The sequence below is a fragment of the Sulfitobacter sabulilitoris genome (assembly GCF_005887615.1).
Classification (GTDB): Bacteria; Pseudomonadota; Alphaproteobacteria; order Rhodobacterales; family Rhodobacteraceae; genus Sulfitobacter_E; species Sulfitobacter_E sabulilitoris.
The window spans coordinates 333,951-351,982 of record NZ_VANS01000003.1; the positions used below are offsets into that span (position 1 = coordinate 333,951).

Genomic DNA, 18,032 nt, shown 5'->3' on the forward strand with positions numbered 1-18,032 from the left:
CCCCCACCAAGGAGCACGACAGATGAAACTGACCGTCAACGGCACGACACATGATGTGGACGTCGAAGAGGACATGCCCCTGCTCTGGGTCCTGCGGGACGAGTTGAACATCAAGGGGGTGAAATACGGCTGTGGCATCGCGCAATGCGGGGCCTGCACGGTGCATGTGGACGGTGTCGCGGTGCGGTCGTGCCAGTTGGCGGCGGCGGACGTGGATGGCGAAGTGACCACCATCGAAGGCCTGGGCACCCCCGACAGCCTGCACGCGGTGCAGGCGGCCTGGGTCGAACATCAGGTGGCGCAATGCGGCTACTGCCAGTCGGGGCAGATCATGCAGGCGGCCTCGTTTCTGGATCTGAACCCCGCGCCGACCGACGACCAGATCGACGCGGCGATGAGCGCGAACCTCTGTCGCTGCGGGACATACCCGCGCATCCGCGCCGCGGTGAAGACCGCGGCCCAGACCCTGAACGGAGCGTAAGATCATGGCAAGTATCGGTAAAATCGCCCGCCGCACATTTCTGATCGGGTCGGCCGCCATCGCAGGCGGTGTCGCCTTCGGCATCTACAAGGTCCGCCAGGATCCTGCCAACCCGCTGGCCGATGACCTGGCGCAGGGGGCCGCGACCTTCAACCCCTGGGTCAGGATCGACGCCACCGGCATCACGCTGATCACACCGCATCCCGATCTGGGGCAGGGCGCCACATCGATGCAGGCCGCCCTCATCGCCGAGGAAATGGACCTCGACTTCGGCCAGTTCGCGACCGACATCGGCGTGCCCAGTGCCGCCTATTACAACCGCGCGCTGGCCGATGACGGCGTGCCCTTCATGTCCACCGACGACAGCTTCGTCGCCGAGGCCGCCCGCGGTGTCATGGGCGGCCTGGTCAAGCTGATGGGCGCGCAGGTCACCGGCGGATCGACCTCGGTGCCCGACAGTTTCGACAAGCTGCGCGAGGCGGGCGCCGTGGCGCGCGAAACGCTCAAGGCCGCGGCGTCGCAGCAGACGGGCATCGCCGTGGGCGAGCTAACCACCGCCAGCGCCGCCGTCGTCCTGCCCGACGGGACGCGCATCGCCTATGCCGACCTGGCGCAGACCGCCGCCGGAATCGAGCCGGTGCGCGATGTCGCCCTGCGTGGGCCGTCGCAGTGGCGGCTGATCGGCAAGCCCATGCAGCGGCTCGACATCCTCGCCAAATCCACCGGCACCCAGATGTACGGCATCGACATCGAGATGGACGGCATGGTCCATGCCACCACCAAATGCAATCCGCGCAAGGGCGGCGCGATGCTGGGCTATGACGCCTCTGCCGCTGAAACCATGCGCGGCGTGAAAAAGATCCTGCCGGTCACGAACGGTGTCGCGGTCGTGGCCGACAACACCTGGCGCGCCTTCCGCGCCGCCGAGGAAATCACCTTCGACTGGGGGCCTGCGCCCTATCCCGCCGAGCAGCAGGGCCACTGGGACGCCGTTGGCGCGGCCTTTACCGACGATCACCTTGACCGCGAGTGGCGCAATGACGGCGATGTGGACGCGGCCCTGTCGGGGGACGTGGTCGAAGCGGAATACCGCGCGCCCTATGTCGCCCACCAGCCGCTTGAGCCGCTGTCGGCCGTGGCGCTGGTGACCGATGACCGCGCCGATGTCTGGGTCTGTCACCAGGGGCCCCGGTTCGTGCAGGACCGCGTTGCGGCGATGACCGGGCTGGCCGCCGACCAGGTGCATGTCCACAACCAGTACGCGGGGGGCAGTTTCGGCCACCGGCTCGAATTCGAGAACATCGACCGCACGGTCGAGATCGCGATGCAGATGCCCGGCACGCCGGTCAAGATGACCTTCCGCCGCGAAGAGGATTTCGCCCAGAACATCACCCGCCACATCGGCATGAGCCGCGCGCGCGGCGCGGTCGCGGAGGGCCGGGTGGTGGCCTGCGATCTTGGCATCGCCACGCCGTCGGTGCTGCGCAGCCAGATGAAACGCCTGGGCCAGTCGCTGCCCGGTCCCGACAACCAGATCCCGGCGGGGGCCTGGAACCTGCCCTATGACCTGCCCAATTTCCGGGTCCGCGGCTATGCCGTGCCGGAACTGGCCCCGGTCAGTTCCTGGCGCTCTGTGGGCGCATCGACCGCAGGTTTCTTTGCCGACAGCTTTCTGGACGAGCTGATCCACGCCGCGGGTGCCGACCCGATGGCGGAGCGTCTGCGCCTGTGCAACGACGATGTCGCCCGCAAGGTGCTCGAGGCAGTGGCCGAGATGTCGGACTGGGGCGGCGACATGGGCCCCGACCGCGGGCGCGGAGTGGCGCTGGTCAATTCCTTTGGCGTTCCGGTGGCCGAAGTCGTCGAGGTTACCAACACCGACCGCGGCATTCGCATCGACCGCGTGTTCGTCGCCGCCGACGTGGGCCGGATCGTCGATCCGGTCAATTTCGAAAACAACGTGCAGGGCGCGGTCATCTGGGGCCTGGGCCACGCGATGAATTCGGAAATCACCTATGCCGATGGCATGGCCGAGCAAGACAATTACCACATGGCCGAGGGGATGCGGCTGAACCAATGCCCCGAGATCATCGTGCGCGGGCTTGAAAACGCCGAGAAGATCCGTGGCATCGGAGAGCCGCCGGTGCCGCCCGCCGCCCCCGCGCTGGCCAATGCGATCTTTGCCGCCACCGGCATCCGCTTGCGCGAGATGCCGTTCTACAACCACATCGATTTCGCATGAGGTGCGCGCCGGTGCGACGCCTGGCCCGGGTCCTCGCGCTGGTCGCGGCCCCCGCGGCCGCAACCGGCGAAGTGGTGATCGACCCGCCCGCGCCCGGCTCCGTCAGCCGCGCCGAAGGGCTCGCGGCCTGGGACCGGATCTACGAGGTCGCCTCGCACCCGCGCTGCGCAAATTGCCATGTCGGCGCCAGCGATGTGCCGATGTGGTCCGGCCCCGGCTACGGCAGGACGCGGCCTCACGGCATGGCCGTTCGCGCCGGCGACAGCCGGATCGGCGCCGAAACGATCCCCTGCCGCACCTGTCACGTGACCAGCCGCACGGGTGGCATCGACCGGCCCCACGCCGCGCCGCAGGTGGCTGACGCCTGGCGGCTGGCCCCGCCCGAGGCGGCGTGGTTCGGGCGCAGCAGCGATCAGATCTGCGCGCAACTGCGCGATCCGGCGCGCACCGACGGGCGCACGGCCCTGCAGATCGCCGAACACCTGGGGCATGACGTGATCCTGCATTGGGCCTGGACGCCCGGCAGCGGCCGCGAACCGGCGCCCTATTCCCTGCAAGAGCATGTGAACGACGTGCTGGCCTGGGGCGTCGCGGGGCAACCCTGCGCCTTTGACTGACCGGACAAGCCGCTTGACGCGGCGCGGCGCAGGATGTCCGGTAGGACATGGATATTTTGCACAACCCCTTCCGCGCCGCCGGCACCGACATGCCCGACCTGCAAGACGTGCCGTGGCCATCGGTCGATGCCCGCGCCGCGCAGGCGCTGGTGGCGCGCTGCCCCGTGGCCGGGGAAACGCCGCTGGTCGATGCCGAAGCGCTTGCGGTCGAGGCGGGCGTAACATCGCTTTGGGTCAAGGACGAACGCGGCCGCATGGGGCTGGGCAGCTTCAAGGCGCTGGGGGCGGCCTATGTCGTGGCCTGCGACGCGGAACGCGGTCAGGCACGCGGGCGCACCTATGTCACGGCGAGCGCGGGCAATCACGGCATGTCGGTGGCCGCCGGGGCCGCGGCCTTTGGGGCGCAGTCGGTGGTCTACATCGCGCAAAGCGTGCCGCAAAGTTTCGCCGCCCGGCTCGAGAAGCAGGGCGCCAGGGTCCTGCGCGAGGGCGAGACCTACGAGGACAGCATGGCCGCCGCCGCACGCGCGGCCGATGACAACGGCTGGGTGCTTTTGTCCGACAGCTCCTGGCCTGGATATTTCGACCGGCCGCACCGCCTGATGGAAGGCTACCTGATCCTGATGGCCGAGGCGATTGCCCGGATCCCGACCGTGCCGAGCCATATTTTCCTGCAGGCGGGCGTGGGCGGGCTGGCCGCATCCTGCGCCGCCCTGGCGCGGCAGGCCTGGGGCGACGCCCCGCGCATCGTGGTGGTCGAACCGGAGGCCGCCGCCGCCCTTCACGGGTCCGTGGCCGCAGGGCGCTTTACCGTCAGCACCGGTCCGGTCTCGGACATGGGGCGGCTCGATTGCAAGGCGCCGTCGCTGATCGCGCTCAAGGGGCTGGCGCGCGACGCCGATGACTTCGTGCTGATCTCCGAGGGCGAAGGCCAGGCGGGGGCTGGGGCCGCGATGGTGCAGGGTCTGACCTCCACGCCGTCGGGGGCCACGGGGATCGCCGCGCTGCTGGCCGCGGGGCCGCACCGCACCGCCCTTGGCCTTGGCGCGCACGCAACTGCCTTGTGCATCCTCAGCGAAGGACCCGAGGCATGACACGCGGGTTCGACCGGTCCGAATACGTTGACCGCGTCGCCCGCGCCCAAGGCCGGATGGCCGACGCGGGGCTGGCCGCATTGTTGCTGACCACCGAACCGGAGGTGCGGTATTTCACCGGCTTCCTGACCCGCTTTTGGGAAAGCCCGACGCGGCCATGGTTCGTGGTGGTGCCCGCCAGCGGCCCGCCGATCGCGGTCATACCGAGTATCGGACAGGCGTTGATGGCGCGCACCTGGATCACCGACATCCGGACATGGCGCGCGCCCGACCTGGCCGATGACGGCATCGGCCTGCTGGCCGACACGCTGAACGAGGTGGCCGCCACCGGCGCCATCGGACTGCCCGATGGACACGAGACGCACCTGCGCCTGCCGTGGTCGGACATGCAGCGGCTGATCGGCTTGACGCGCGGGGCCATCACCGGAGACAGCGGCATCCTGCGCGCGCTTCGCATGGTGAAATCCGACGCCGAGATCGGCAAGATCGGCACGATTTGCGCGATCGCCGCCCGCGCCTTTGACCGCGTGCCCGACATCGCGCAACAGGGCGTGCCGCTCGATACCATATTTCGCCGGTTCCAGATGCTCGGCCTACAAGAAGGGGCCGACTGGGTGCCCTATCTGGCCGGGGCCGCCGATGCGGGCGGATATTCCGACGTGATTTCGCCCGCGAGCGGCGCGCCGTTGCAGGCGGGAGACGTGCTGATGCTTGACACAGGCATGGTCTGGGACGGGTATTTTTGCGATTTCGACCGCAACTTCAGCATCGGCCCTCCGGCGCCGGAGGTCCGCAGCGCCCACGCCACGCTGATCGACGCCACCGAGGCCGCCGCAGAAATCGCGCGCCCCGGTGCGACGGCGGCGGACGTGTTTCACGCGATGGACCGGATCGTGACGGGGGGCGCGGGCGGGTCGGACGCGGGGCGGCTGGGCCACGGGCTGGGCATGCAACTGACCGAATGGCCATCGCTCATGGCGGGCGATCACACGGTGCTGGAACCGGGCATGGTGCTGACGCTGGAGCCGGGTATCGCGGTGCCCGGCGGCACCCTGGTGCACGAGGAAAACATCGTCATCACCACTGGTGCAAGCCGCTTTCTGACCCCGCTGGCGAACCGCGAGATCCCGGTGATATGACCCGCTACCACTATACGCGCGATGCCGCCACCGGACCCGCGCTGGGCCTGATCGTGTTGCAGGTCGACGAAACCATTGAGACCGAATTCCGCCGGATGTTCCCGCCCGCCCAACGGCTCCATGTCAGCCGGGTGCCAAGCGGGGCCGAAGTGTCGCCCGACAGCCTGCAGGCGATGGCCGGACACCTGACGCAGGCCGCCGCGCTGTTCCCGCCCCCGGTAAGCTTTGCCGCCGTGGGCTATGGATGCACCTCCGGCACCGCGCAGATCGGGGCGGAGCAGGTCGCCGCGCTGGTCGGGCAGGGCGCGCGGACACAGGCGGTGACGCAGCCGGTCAGCGCGCTGATCGCTGCCTGTCGCGCATTGGGCCTGCGCCGGATCGGAATGCTGTCGCCCTATGTCGCGGCGGTCTCGGCGCGCCTGCGCGGCGTGCTGGATGCCGCGGGCGTCGCCACCCCTGTGTTCGGCAGTTTCGACGAGGCCGAGGAAGCCGCCGTCGCCCGGATCGATACAGGTTCAGTCGTCGCGGCGGCGCGCGATCTGGTCGGTCAGGGTGGGGTCGACGGGCTGTTCCTGTCTTGCACGAACCTGCGCACCCTGCCGCTGATCGACGGTCTCGAGGCCGAATTGGACCTGCCCGTGCTGTCAAGCAATCAGGTGCTGGCCTGGCACATGGCGCGGCTTGCGGATGTGCCCGTCTCAGGCCCCGGTCGTCTGTTCCAGACCCAGCCCTGAGACCGCGCGCAGCGCCTCCACGATCTCCTTTATCCCGGTGCCGTGCCGCAGGGCGGCAAAGAAGAACGGCAGCGCTCCGCGCATCTGCCGGGCATCGCGGGCCATCACCTCCAGCGACGCACCGACATGCGGCGCAAGGTCGGTCTTGTTGATGATCAGCAGGTCCGAGCGCGTGATCGCGGGGCCGCCCTTGCGGGGAATGTCCTCGCCCGCGGCCACGTCGATCACGTAAAGCGTCACATCGGCCAGTTCCGGGCTGAACGTGGCGCTCAGGTTGTCGCCGCCGCTCTCGATCAGGATCGCTTCGATCTCCGGATGGCGGGCGCGCATCTCGGCCACAGCGGCAAGGTTGATCGATGCATCCTCACGAATGGCAGTATGCGGGCAACCGCCGGTCTCGACCCCGATCACCCGGTCACGCGGCAGGATCTGCAACCGCATCAGCGCCTCGGCGTCTTCCTGGGTGTAGATGTCATTGGTGATCACGCCGATCGAATGATCGGGCGACAGTGCACGGGCCAGGGCAGCGGTCAGCGTTGTCTTGCCCGCGCCGACCGGGCCGCCGATCCCGATGCGCAGGGGGCCGTTCATCTGGGTCATGTGCGAAATACCTTCGAGCGTTGGGTTTCATGGCGCATCGCCGCGATATCGGCGGCAAAGCAAGCGGATGTCAGATCATCTAGCGGGGTGTCCATCGCCTCTGCGGCGGTCGTGCGGATCAGCGGTGCCAGGGCCGCCAGCAGGCGTTGCCCGTCGGTCTGGCCCAGCGGCACAAGGCGTACGGCGGCGGAAATCAGGTTGGCCGCAAAGGCATGAAGATACACCTCAACAGTGTCCGCCAGCGCAAGATCGCGGGCACGGGCGGCCCGGCCAACGGCCACCGGATAGGTCAGCCGCCCCAGATCGGTGCCCCAGATCGCATCGACCGTCCGGGCAAAGGCCTCGCCCTGTTGCGCGGTTTCCAGCAAGCGTTCCGACGACGCGGCAAATGCCCGCGCGCTGGCGTCGATCATCGGCACCGCGTCAGGTGCTGCGCGGAAGGCCGCGCAAAGCAGCACCGCATCGGCGCGCCCGCCGCCCTGCGCGATCAGGTCGGTCAGCCAAAGCCCCAGCGCATCGGCATCGCGCAGATCGCCCCGGTCGATGACCCATTCCAGCCCGTGCGAATACGCGAAGGCCCCGACCGGAAACCCCGGCGACAGCCACTGCATCAAGGTCAGCGTGTCAGTGGTCATGGTCATGCGCCGACGCGGGGCTGTGTACATGGCCATGATCGTGCCCCTGCGTCCGCCCGGGGCCATAGGCGCCACCTTCGGGCTTGAAGGGTTCTGTCACGCCCGTCACGTCGGCCCCCAGTTGGATCAGCATCTGTTCGATGACGCGATCGCGCTGGATCAGCAGGCGGTCGGCTTCGATCTGGCAAGGCGTATGCCGGTTGCCGATGTGCCACGCCAGCCGCACCAGATCGGATCCGCGCACCTGCGCCAACTGTTCGGGGGCGGCGACGATGGCGATCTCGGCCCCGTCTTCGGTGATCAGGACACCGCCATGATCCAGCGATGTCACCTGTGGCAGATCCACCAGGAGCCGGGCGCCATCTGGCAGCGTCAACACCTTGCGGCGCAGAAACCGCGCATCATAGCCAAGCGCGATTTCGGCCTGCGGCGCGCCATCTGCGTGCCCGTGATAGCGGCGCGCGGTCAACATGCGCGCACCGTCGCGGCGCGCGCTGCGGGGCCGGTTACGACCAGCGGCCGTTCACCATGATGTCGCGCGCGATATCGCGGCGCTTCATGCCGCGCGCGGACAGTTCCGCATCGCTGAGCCGCGCGACGGCCAGCGCCGGGGCAAGGTCGCGATGCGGCAAGAACGCCGACGCGATGCGGCGCAGAAAGGTGAACGTCGTTGCGGCCTGCGGCGTGTTTGTGGTGGTGGCACCCATGGGATCCCTCCGGGGCAATCGTTATCATTTCATTTCCTCCACTTAGGTAGTGCCGCGGTGCAGCGTCAGCCAGTATCGCAGGTGCATAACCGGGTTGCATCTGGCGCAAGGCGGGGCGGGCGGAAGCCATGGAAGCCACCCTCAAAACAGGAAATACCGCTGCGCCATCGGCAGCACGTCGGCGGGTTGGCAGGTCAGCAATTCACCGTCGGCGCGCACTTCGTAGGTTTCCGGGTCAACCTCGATCCGCGGCAGCGCGTCGTTCAGCACGAGATCGCGTTTGCCGATGCCGCGCGTGCCCTGCACGGCCACCACATCCTTGGCCAGTCCCAACTGCCCGCGGATGCCGTTGGCCTCCGCCGCCGCACTGACAAAGGTGACGGCCGACCGTTCGACCGCGCGCCCCATCGCCCCGAACATCGGGCGCGAATACACCGGCTGCGGCGTCGGGATCGATGCGTTGGGGTCGCCCATCTGCGCACAGACGATCATGCCGGCCATCAGAACCATGTCGGGCTTCACGCCGAAAAACGCCGGGGTCCAAAGCACAAGATCGGCGCGCTTGCCTTCCTCGACACTGCCGATCTCGCGGCTCATGCCATGTGCGATGGCAGGGTTGATGGTGTATTTCGCGATGTACCGGCGCACGCGGAAATTGTCGTTCTCGCCGGTCTCGTCGGGCAATCGCCCGCGCTGCTTGCGCATCTTGTCGGCGGTCTGCCACGTCCGGATCAGAACCTCGCCCACGCGGCCCATCGCCTGGCTGTCGCTGGCGATGATCGAAAACGCGCCCATGTCATGCAGGATATCCTCGGCGGCGATGGTCTCGCGCCGGATCCGGCTTTCGGCAAAGGCCACGTCCTCGGGTATGGATTTGTCGAGGTGATGGCAGACCATCAGCATGTCGAGATGCTCCTCGAGCGTATTGACCGTGAAGGGCCGCGTCGGGTTCGTCGAGGAGGGGATCACATGCGCCTCGCCGCAGATCCGGATGATGTCGGGCGCGTGACCGCCGCCGGCGCCTTCGGTATGAAAGGCATGGATCGTGCGGCCCTTCATGGCGGCGACCGTAGTCTCGACAAAACCGGATTCATTGAGCGTATCGGTGTGGATCATCACCTGCACGTCCATGTCGTCGGCCACCGACAGGCAGCAATCGATGGCACCGGGCGTGGTGCCCCAATCCTCGTGCAGCTTGAGCGCACAGGCCCCGCCATGCACCATCTCGATCAGCGCGCCGGGCTGCGACGCATTGCCCTTGCCCGACAGGCCGATGTTCATCGGCAACCCGTCGACCGCCTGCATCATGCGCGCGATATGCCAGGGGCCGGGCGTGCAGGTGGTGGCCAGCGTGCCATGCGCCGGTCCCGTGCCGCCGCCCAGCATGGTCGTGACGCCCGAATGCAGCGCGTCTTCCACCTGCTGCGGACAGATGAAGTGGATGTGACTGTCGAACCCGCCGGCGGTCAGGATGCGGCCCTCCCCGGCGATGGCCTCGGTGCCGGGGCCTATGATGATGTCCACGCCGGGCTGCGTGTCGGGGTTGCCCGCTTTGCCGATCTTGTGGATCCGCCCCGATCGCAGGCCCACATCCGCCTTGTAGATACCGCTGTGATCGACAATGAGCGCGTTGGTGATGACCGTATCGACCGCCCCCTCGGCGCGGGTGACCTGGGCCTGGCCCATGCCGTCGCGGATCACCTTGCCGCCGCCGAACTTCACTTCCTCACCATATACGGTCATGTCGCGTTCCACCTCGATGATCAAATCGGTATCGGCCAACCGCACGCGGTCGCCGGTGGTCGGGCCGAACATGGCGGCATAGTCTGGGCGGGATATTCGGGCGGCCATGGTCTAGCTCCTACGCGATCAAAACTGCATGTCCCGGCGGCGGCATCGCATCTGCCGCGCCGCTCTCGTCATCCGACGCCGAACCGGTTGTCCGCCCCCGTTCCGCAGTCTAAATGTCCGGGCGACAGCCACGCGCACCATCACAGATCCCCCATGACCTGCTGGTTGAAGCCGAACACGCGCCGCGCCCCGCCAAGCGCAATAAGCTGCACCTCGCGGCGCTGGCCCGGCTCGAACCGCACCGCCGTGCCCGCCGCAATATCAAGCCGCATCCCCCGCGCCGCCGCGCGATCGAAATCGAGCGCCGCGTTCGCCTCGCCGAAATGATAATGCGACCCGACCTGCACGGGCCGGTCGCCGGTGTTGGCGACCATCAGCGTGACCGCCTGTCTGCCCTCGTTCAGGATGATGTCACCCTCAGCCACAATTACCTCACCGGGGATCATCGCGCGTGGCTCCTGTCTTCTTTGGGTCAAAAATACTCAAGAAAACGACCGGACCGCCCCCGGCGCTACCGGATCGGGTCATGCACCGTCACCAGTTTCGTTCCATCGGGAAAGGTCGCCTCCACCTGCACGTCGCGGATCATCTCCGCCACGCCCTCCATGCACTGATCGCGGCGGATCACCTGTGCGCCCGCCTCCATCATTTCGGCCACGCTGCGCCCGTCGCGCGCACCTTCGACAACCGCGTCGGTGATCAGCGCGATCGCCTCGGGATGGTTGAGCTTCACGCCGCGCGCCAGCCTGCGGCGCGCCACGTCCGCGGCCATCGACACCAGCAGCTTGTCTTTTTCACGGGGGGTCAGTTGCATGACGTCAAAGTCTCCAGCAGCGGGGCAGGCGATGGGCGGTCAGACGGTCCAGCACGGGGAGCAGCGCGGCGCGCAGGTCGAACGCGTCGCGCGCCAGAAGGCGCAGAACCACAAGCGCTTCCTCCAGCAGGCTGACACCGCCCCGGTCGCCGATCAGGTCACGCAGCGCGCCGACATGCGCGCCCGCGTCCGGCGCGGCATAGACCAGGCTTGCCATCGCCCGCGCGCCATGCGCAACCGCCGGACGATCAAGCTCAGCACTCGCATCGCCCCGAAGGCGGATGCCATCGCGGTAAACCTCGCGCCCGGCGCGCGACACCGCGATCCGGTCGTCAAAGCGCAGATCGGCCAGGGTTTCGCCCATCGCCAGCCGCCCGAACACCACCGGCTCCACCATGACCAGCCGCGCCGTGGTGTGCAATTCGACCCGCAATCGCCGCGACAGCGCCGACCCGTCATACAGGATGGTTTCCTGCGGCAGCCAATGCAGGCAGGCGTCCGCACCGACCCGCAGCGTCGTGGTCAGATGCCCAGTCTGCCCCGGTTGCGCGCGGTACACGCGCTCGGCGGCCTGCGTGCTCAGGCTCAGGACACTGCCCGGCCCCGCGGTCGCGTCGATCCGAAAGCGATCGCCGCCGGTGATCCCGCCCGCGGTATTGATCACCGTGGCCTCCACCCGGTCCGCCGCGCGCGGGAACAAGAGCCTCAGCGCCCCCGCCTGGTGCAGCCCGTCCAGACGGGACGCGCCGCCGTGCAGCTTGCTCGACACTCGCGCGCGGCCAATGGCGCGGGGTTGGTCCAACGGGGTAGGCCGGGTCATCAGCATCGCGGTGCGGATCGCTTTCGCAGCAGGGAAATCTGTCGCTGTGATCGTTCCACGTCTGATCCCGCCTGACCAGATCGGAGCCGCCCCCGGACGGTGCAATGCCTGCCGGTTGCACAATTTTTGGGCGGCAGCGCAGGCCCGGGCGGTCGCGCAAGCCTAGGGGGGCGTCGACGCGCCGGGGCGGGGCCGGCGATACGGGCTGGCCTGCGGCCGCGCGGCCTTGTCCGCTTGCAGGGGGGGGGAGGCGATCTTCGAGCTTGACCCGAAATCCGCCATGCCATAATCACCAATCCGTCGAGCGGGCGTTGTGTAATGGTAAGACCTCAGCCTTCCAAGCTGATGATGCGGGTTCGATTCCCGCCGCCCGCTCCAGGCATTCCGCCCCGTTTCCTATCCCCGGTGACATCACGCCGCCGGCCTGTGCGGCAATGCAACGCTTGACCCTCGCCGCGCGGGGCGGCATGACACATTCCAGACATCGAAGGACCACGAATGGCCCGGCCCACGACGCCAGCGCCCACCGCACCGGGCAGCACCGAAGACCGCGAATCCTCCAGACAGATTGGAGCGTTGCGGGCGCTTTTGCCGTTCATGTGGCCGTACCGCCGCCTGATGGCCGCGGCGGTCCTGGCCTTGGTCAGTACCGCGATCATCTCGCTGGCGCTGCCGCTGGCCGTACGCCGGGTGGTGGATAACTTCGGCACCGAGAACGCCGCGATCCTGGATCAGTATTTTACCGCCGCCTTGGGCATCGCCGCGCTTCTGGCGATCGGCACCGGGCTGCGCTATGCGCTGGTCACGCGACTGGGCGAACGGGTGGTGGCCGACATCCGCAAGGCGGTCTTTGACCGGGTGATCGGCATGAGCCCGGCCTTCTACGAAACCATCATGACCGGAGAGGTGCTGAGCCGGATCACCACGGACACCACCCTGATCCTCAGTGTGATCGGATCGTCGGTGTCGATCGCGTTGCGCAACGTCCTGATCTTTCTTGGAGGGCTGGGGTTGATGCTGGTGACCTCGGCCAAGCTGACCGGGCTGGTGCTGCTGATCGTGCCCGCGGTGGTCGTGCCGATTCTCGTGCTGGGGCGGCGTTTGCGGGTGATCAGCCGTGAAAACCAAGACTGGATCGCGGCCAGTTCCGGCAATGCCTCTGAAAGCCTTGGCGCGGTGCAGACGGTGCAGGCCTTCACCCACGAGGCCGCCAGCCGCGCACAGTTCGCCCATGTGACCGAACTGTCGTTCGACGCGGCGCGCCGGCGTATCACCACGCGCGCCGCGATGACGGTGATCGTGATCTTCCTGGTGTTCACCGGCATCGTCGGCGTGCTGTGGATCGGGGCACGCGACGTGCGCGGCGGCGACATGAGCGCGGGCGCGCTGGTGCAATTCGTGATCTACGCGGTGATGGTCGCCGGCGCCGTGGCCGCCCTGTCGGAAATCTGGGGCGAATTGCAGCGCGCGGCGGGCGCCACCGAACGGCTTGTCGAGCTGTTGCAGACCCGCGACAGCGTTCGCGACCCCGACACCGAACGCGCCGCGGCCTTGCCCGATCCGGTCGTCGGGCGGATCTGTTTCGAGGATGTCAGTTTTTCCTATCCCTCGCGCCCGGCCGTACAGGCGCTGGATCACGTCGACCTGACGATCGAACCGGGCGAGACGGTGGCCTTTGTCGGCCCCTCGGGCGCCGGCAAGACGACGATCATCCAGTTGATCCTGAGGTTCTACGATCCCGCTTCGGGGCGGATCACGCTGGACGGTGTCGATCTGGCGGATCTGCACCGCGATGCGTTCCGCCGCGCGGTGGCGCTGGTCCCGCAGGACCCGGTGATCTTTGCCGCCAGCGCGCGCGACAACATCGGCTTTGGCCGCCCCGACGCCACGCTGGCCGAAATCGAGCAGGCCGCGCGCGCGGCGGCGGCGCATGAGTTCATCGCGGCGCTGCCCGATGGCTATGACAGCTACCTGGGCGAACGCGGCGTGATGCTGTCGGGCGGGCAAAAGCAGCGTATCGCGATCGCCCGCGCGATCCTGCGCAATGCGCCCGTGTTGCTGCTGGACGAGGCGACCAGCGCGCTGGATGCGGAAAGCGAACGCGCGGTGCAGGCGGCGGTGGACAGATTGAGCGCGGAACGCACGACGCTGATCGTGGCGCATCGGCTGGCCACCGTGAAAAAGGCGGACCGGATCGTGGTTCTGGACCAAGGCCGCATCGTCGCCACCGGGCCGCATGACCAGCTGGTCGCCGAAGGCGGGCTTTATGCGCGTCTGGCGCGGTTGCAGTTCACGGATGGCCTGGCCGCCGAATAGCGACCGGCCGCCGGGGCGCTGCCCCGGATCCCGAGGTATTTCGAACCAGAAAAAGCATGGCGGCAACGCGCTTTGGCTGCCGCTGCGTCATCGGCTCTGACGCAGCGTCGGAAGCCCGTGCTGCCGATCGTGCATCTTGCGCTGCGCGCCAATCCGCCGCATCCTGCCTGCCAAGGGAAAAACAGGCCCCAGAAGCGGGCGTTTGGGAGGACGACACATGACCTTTGCCGGTATGGATGACCGCAATGCAATCGAAGCGGAGATGCCGTGGGAGGAGCGTGACGTTCCCAAGACGCTCTACAGTCTGCTGACGGGCACCGCGACGAAGTTTCCCGGTCACAACGCGATCAGCTACCAGTTGTTTTCCGGCCCCAAGGACAAGGCCGAGACGCTGAGCTGGAAGCAGTTGCACGGCAAGGTCACGCAGACGGCCAACATGCTGCGCAGTCTGGGCGTCGGGCCGCAGGACGTGGTGGCCTATGTCCTGCCCAACTGCAACGAGACGGTCCTCACCCTGCTGGGCGGCGCCGTGGCGGGGATCGTGAACCCGATCAACCCGTTGCTGGAGGCCGAGCAGATCGGATCCATCCTGCGCGAGACCAAGGCCAAGGTCGTCGTCACCCTGCGCCCGTTTCCCAAGACGGACGTGGCCGACAAGACTGCCGAGGCGGTCAAGCTTGCCCCCAACGTGGAGACCGTTCTGGAGGTGGATCTGCTGCGCTACCTGACGCCGCCGAAGTCGTGGATCGTGCCGCTGGTGCGCCCCAAGCGCGCCGTGCAGAACCATGCCAAGTACTTGGATTTCAACACCGAGATCGCCAAGCACGCCACCAAGCTGGGGTTCGACGATCCGCAGGAAGACCGCGTCGCCTTCTATTTCCATACCGGCGGCACCACCGGCATGCCCAAGGTGGCGCAGCACAAGTATTCCGGAATGGTCTACAACGGCTGGATCGGTCATCGGCTGCTCTATACCGAAGACGACAACATCATGTGCCCGCTGCCACTGTTCCATGTCTTTGCGTGCCACGTGATCCTGATGGCCGCCGTGACCTCGGGCGCGCATGTGGTGTTTCCCACGCCGCAGGGCTATCGCGGCGAGGGCGTGTTCGACAATTTCTGGAAGCTGGTGGAGCGCTGGAAGATCACCTTCATCATCACGGTGCCCACGGCGATCTCGGCCAAGATGCAGCGGCCCATCGATGCCGATGTCAGCACGGTCAAGACCGCCTTTTCCGGCTCCGCTCCGCTGCCGCTCGAACTGTTCCGGCGGTTCGAGAAAGCCACCGGCGTCACGCTGGTCGAAGGCTACGGCCTGACCGAGGCGACCTGCCTCGTGTCGTGCAACCCGACCGATGGCGTCAAGAAGGTGGGCAGCATCGGCATTCCGTTCCCGCATACGTCGGTCAAGATCTACAAGGCCACCAACGACGGCCCGGTCGAGGCGGACGTGGACGAGGTCGGCGAGATCTGTATCTCGAACCCCGGCGTCTATGTCGGGCACACCTATACCGAGGCGGAGAAGAACAAGGATCTCTACTACGGCGACTACCTGCGCACAGGGGATCTGGGCCGGGTGGATGAGGACGGTTATCTGTGGATCACCGGCCGCGCCAAGGACCTGATCATTCGCGGCGGTCACAACATCGACCCCGCCGAGATCGAAGAGGCGCTGCTCCACCACGAGGCGGTGGCCTTTGCGGGCGCGATCGGCCAGCCGGACCGCCACGCGGGCGAGGTGCCCTGCGCCTTTGTCGAACTGGTCGAAGGGGCGAGCGTCACCGAAGAGGAGCTGCTGGAGTTCTGCAAGAGCCACGTTCAGGAACGCGCGGCCCAGCCCAAGCACATGACCATCATGGACGAGCTGCCCAAGACCGCCGTGGGCAAGATCTTCAAGCCCGACCTGCGCAAGCATGCCATCACCCGCGTCTATAACGCGACGCTGGAGGAGGCCGGGCTGGCCGCGCGCGTGGTGTCGGTGATCGACGACAAGAAACGCGGACTGGTGGCGCAGGTCGAATTGAACGGCGACAGCCAGGATCAGGTGGGCACCGTGTTGGGCGATTTCGTGCGACCCTGGGAAATCGCCAGCCAGGCTATCGCGGCGGAGTGATACCGGCCGACTACACACGGCTACTGGATGACGAAATGCAGGCCTATGTCGCCCGGTCGGAACGCTATTATCCGCCGGACGCCGTGGGCCTGTCGATCGCTGCACAACGCGACGTCTACGACGCCATGTGCGCGGCGTTCCGGCAAGAACGCCCGGCGGGCGTTCGGACCCGCGACGAGGACCACGGCGGCGTGCCCTGCCGCCGCTACGAGAGCGGTGGCGCCAGCGACGTGACGGTGATCTATTTCCACGGCGGTGGGTTTGTCGTCGGGGGCCTCGACAGCCACGACGATGTCTGCGCCGAAATCTGCGCCGCGACCGGCTACCGCGTGGTGGCCGTCGATTACGCTTTGGCGCCCGAGCATGTCTTTCCGGCCTGTTTCAACGATGCCTGGGCGGCTGCCGCGGCAATTGCGACCCATTGGCGCGACCGGATCGTGCTGGCGGGCGACAGCGCGGGCGGCAACCTCGCGGCGGCGGTGGCGCATCGCGCGCGGCGCGACATGCCGGGGCGGATCGCCGGACAGATGCTGATCTATCCCGGCCTGGGCGGCGATGACACGCGCGGCAGCTGCATCACCCACGCACAGGCCCCGCAACTGACGGTGGCCGATCTTGGCTTTTACAAGGCGATCCGCGCGGGCAGCAAGGATGCGCCCGATGGCGATCCGCGCTTTGCCCCGCTGCACGATGCCGATTTCACCGGCCTTCCGCCCAGCGTCGTGATCACCGCACAATGCGACCCGCTGTCCAGCGACGGGCAGGCGTACCGCGATGCGCTGCGTGCCGCGGGCGGGCAGGCGGCCTGGCTCGAGGAGCCGGGCCTGGTGCACGGCTACCTGCGGGCGCGGGTGATGTCTGCCCGGGCGCGCGACAGCTTCGACCGGATCGTTGCCGCGATCGCGGCGCTGGGGCGCGGCGACTGGCCCGCGCTGCCGGGCTGATCGCCGCGGCCTATCGCAGGAAAGCGGCGGCTTTCATCGTGTCCGGAACAGGCGCCCCAAGGCGTCCGAGGATGGTGGGTGCCAATTGCAGCTGGTCGATCACATCGTCCTGCCCCGGCCCTTCCGCCGGTCCGAAATAGTAAAGCGCAGCCTCCTGTTGCAGGGGGCTGCGCCCGCCGTGATGGCCGCGTTCGTCTTGACCATGATCCGCCGTCACGATCACCTCGTAACCCGCCGCCAGCCATTTCGGGATGAAGGGGGCAAGCATTTCGTCCATCACCGCGCAGGCATGGTCCATTTCCTGGCAATCATGGAAAAACCGGTGCCCCATGCTGTCCAACGTGCAGGTGTGCAGCATCCCGTAATTCAGCCCGAAGCGCTGGCACAGGTTGGTCAGCGAGGCAAAGAGATCCACGTCGGACGGCGTCATCTGGTTGATCAGCCCATAGCCCGTCATCGTGTGAAACCGTCCGTGGTTGATCGTCGCGCTGTCGGGCTCGTCATATTCGACATCGCGGACCAGGTCGAAAGGATGCCGGTTGAAGAATTCCGACCAGAAGGAATGCGCGACCGCCCCCGTCACGCCCCCGCCCGCGCGGACCTGGCTGAACACGTCGGGCTGGCTCAGGCGGAACACGTTGCCGTTGCCGGTGCAGCCATGCACCGCCGGCGCGACCCCTGTGTGGATCGAGGCATAGCACGAGGCCGAGATCGACGGCAGCACCGACCGGATCTTCCAGACCCGCGCGTCGCCGCTGTCCACCCAGCCCTCCAGGTTGCCGAACAGCCGCCGCCAGTTGCGCCAGGGAACGCCGTCGAGAATGATCAGCAGAAGTTTGCGGTCCATGTCCTGTCCTTTGTCTTCCAAATGGGAAAAATACCGCCGCCGGAGGCATTGAAGTTTTTCTGCCGTCCCTCCGGGCGA

Annotated in this window: 18 protein-coding genes and 1 tRNA gene; 10 read left to right on the forward strand and 9 right to left on the reverse strand. The window is 67.5% G+C overall.

The window, feature by feature from the left end:
- Window positions 1-22: 22 nt before the first annotated feature.
- From FDT80_RS13800 to FDT80_RS13825, 6 genes are read left to right on the forward strand one after another with little or no spacing between them, the layout of a single operon-like run.
- Window positions 23-481 carry a (2Fe-2S)-binding protein gene (locus FDT80_RS13800; protein WP_138662885.1) on the forward strand — a complete coding sequence of 153 codons (459 nt, stop codon included), beginning with the start codon at window positions 23-25 and terminating at the stop codon, window positions 479-481.
- Between the two features lie 4 nt (window positions 482-485).
- Entirely contained in the window at window positions 486-2,723 is a 2,238-nt protein-coding gene (locus FDT80_RS13805) for a xanthine dehydrogenase family protein molybdopterin-binding subunit (protein WP_138662886.1), read from the forward strand.
- An 11-nt stretch (window positions 2,724-2,734) separates the two neighbouring features.
- Entirely contained in the window at window positions 2,735-3,340 is a 606-nt protein-coding gene (locus tag FDT80_RS13810) for a hypothetical protein (protein WP_138662887.1), read from the forward strand.
- Between the two features lie 47 nt (window positions 3,341-3,387).
- Window positions 3,388-4,434, forward strand: a complete 1,047-nt coding sequence (locus FDT80_RS13815) for a pyridoxal-phosphate dependent enzyme (RefSeq protein ID WP_138662888.1) — start codon at window positions 3,388-3,390, stop codon at window positions 4,432-4,434.
- Window positions 4,431-5,573, forward strand: coding sequence for a M24 family metallopeptidase (locus FDT80_RS13820; RefSeq protein ID WP_138662889.1), 1,143 nt, complete (start codon window positions 4,431-4,433; stop codon window positions 5,571-5,573). The genes FDT80_RS13815 and FDT80_RS13820 overlap by 4 nt, the downstream gene beginning before the upstream one ends.
- On the forward strand, window positions 5,570-6,307 hold the full coding sequence (locus FDT80_RS13825; RefSeq protein ID WP_138662890.1) for a maleate cis-trans isomerase family protein: 738 nt from the start codon (window positions 5,570-5,572) through the stop codon (window positions 6,305-6,307). The genes FDT80_RS13820 and FDT80_RS13825 overlap by 4 nt, the downstream gene beginning before the upstream one ends.
- Here FDT80_RS13825 and ureG read toward each other — a convergent pair.
- The 8 genes from ureG to FDT80_RS13865 form a co-directional block, all read right to left on the reverse strand.
- The gene (gene ureG, locus FDT80_RS13830; protein WP_138662891.1) at window positions 6,272-6,907 is read right to left on the reverse strand and encodes an urease accessory protein UreG; all 636 of its coding nucleotides are present in this window, start codon (window positions 6,905-6,907) and stop codon (window positions 6,272-6,274) included. The two genes, FDT80_RS13825 and ureG, sit on opposite strands and share 36 nt — an antisense overlap.
- On the reverse strand, window positions 6,904-7,542 hold the full coding sequence (locus tag FDT80_RS13835) for an urease accessory protein UreF (RefSeq protein WP_138662984.1): 639 nt from the start codon (window positions 7,540-7,542) through the stop codon (window positions 6,904-6,906). Before FDT80_RS13835 ends, ureG begins: the two co-directional genes overlap by 4 nt.
- The gene (locus tag FDT80_RS13840; protein WP_138662892.1) at window positions 7,532-8,014 is read right to left on the reverse strand and encodes an urease accessory protein UreE; all 483 of its coding nucleotides are present in this window, start codon (window positions 8,012-8,014) and stop codon (window positions 7,532-7,534) included. The genes FDT80_RS13835 and FDT80_RS13840 overlap by 11 nt, the downstream gene beginning before the upstream one ends.
- A 34-nt stretch (window positions 8,015-8,048) precedes the next feature.
- On the reverse strand, window positions 8,049-8,249 hold the full coding sequence (locus FDT80_RS13845; RefSeq protein ID WP_138662893.1) for a hypothetical protein: 201 nt from the start codon (window positions 8,247-8,249) through the stop codon (window positions 8,049-8,051).
- A gap of 141 nt (window positions 8,250-8,390) precedes the next feature.
- Window positions 8,391-10,100 (reverse strand): urease subunit alpha, encoded by a 1,710-nt coding sequence (gene ureC / locus FDT80_RS13850; RefSeq protein WP_138662894.1) that lies wholly within the window; start codon window positions 10,098-10,100, stop codon window positions 8,391-8,393.
- 140 nt (window positions 10,101-10,240) lie between these two features.
- Window positions 10,241-10,546: an urease subunit beta gene (locus FDT80_RS13855; RefSeq protein WP_138662895.1), complete on the reverse strand. Its 306-nt coding sequence runs from the start codon at window positions 10,544-10,546 to the stop codon at window positions 10,241-10,243.
- 65 nt (window positions 10,547-10,611) lie between these two features.
- Window positions 10,612-10,914: an urease subunit gamma gene (locus tag FDT80_RS13860; protein ID WP_138662896.1), complete on the reverse strand. Its 303-nt coding sequence runs from the start codon at window positions 10,912-10,914 to the stop codon at window positions 10,612-10,614.
- A 4-nt stretch (window positions 10,915-10,918) separates the two neighbouring features.
- Window positions 10,919-11,734, reverse strand: coding sequence for an urease accessory protein UreD (locus tag FDT80_RS13865; protein WP_342777654.1), 816 nt, complete (start codon window positions 11,732-11,734; stop codon window positions 10,919-10,921).
- Between the two features lie 304 nt (window positions 11,735-12,038).
- Here FDT80_RS13865 and FDT80_RS13870 point away from each other — a divergent pair.
- From FDT80_RS13870 to FDT80_RS13885, 4 genes are all read left to right on the forward strand, one after another.
- Window positions 12,039-12,112, forward strand: a tRNA-Gly gene (locus tag FDT80_RS13870).
- Window positions 12,113-12,232: 120 nt separating this feature from the next.
- The gene (locus FDT80_RS13875; RefSeq protein WP_138662898.1) at window positions 12,233-14,050 is read left to right on the forward strand and encodes an ABC transporter transmembrane domain-containing protein; all 1,818 of its coding nucleotides are present in this window, start codon (window positions 12,233-12,235) and stop codon (window positions 14,048-14,050) included.
- Between the two features lie 217 nt (window positions 14,051-14,267).
- Window positions 14,268-16,163: an acyl-CoA synthetase gene (locus FDT80_RS13880; protein WP_138662899.1), complete on the forward strand. Its 1,896-nt coding sequence runs from the start codon at window positions 14,268-14,270 to the stop codon at window positions 16,161-16,163.
- Entirely contained in the window at window positions 16,160-17,107 is a 948-nt protein-coding gene (locus FDT80_RS13885; RefSeq protein ID WP_246039957.1) for an alpha/beta hydrolase fold domain-containing protein, read from the forward strand. The genes FDT80_RS13880 and FDT80_RS13885 overlap by 4 nt, the downstream gene beginning before the upstream one ends.
- Before the next feature lie 10 nt (window positions 17,108-17,117).
- Here FDT80_RS13885 and FDT80_RS13890 read toward each other — a convergent pair whose 3' ends face one another.
- Window positions 17,118-17,954 (reverse strand): alkaline phosphatase family protein, encoded by an 837-nt coding sequence (locus FDT80_RS13890; RefSeq protein ID WP_138662900.1) that lies wholly within the window; start codon window positions 17,952-17,954, stop codon window positions 17,118-17,120.
- Between the last annotated feature and the right edge of the window lie 78 nt (window positions 17,955-18,032).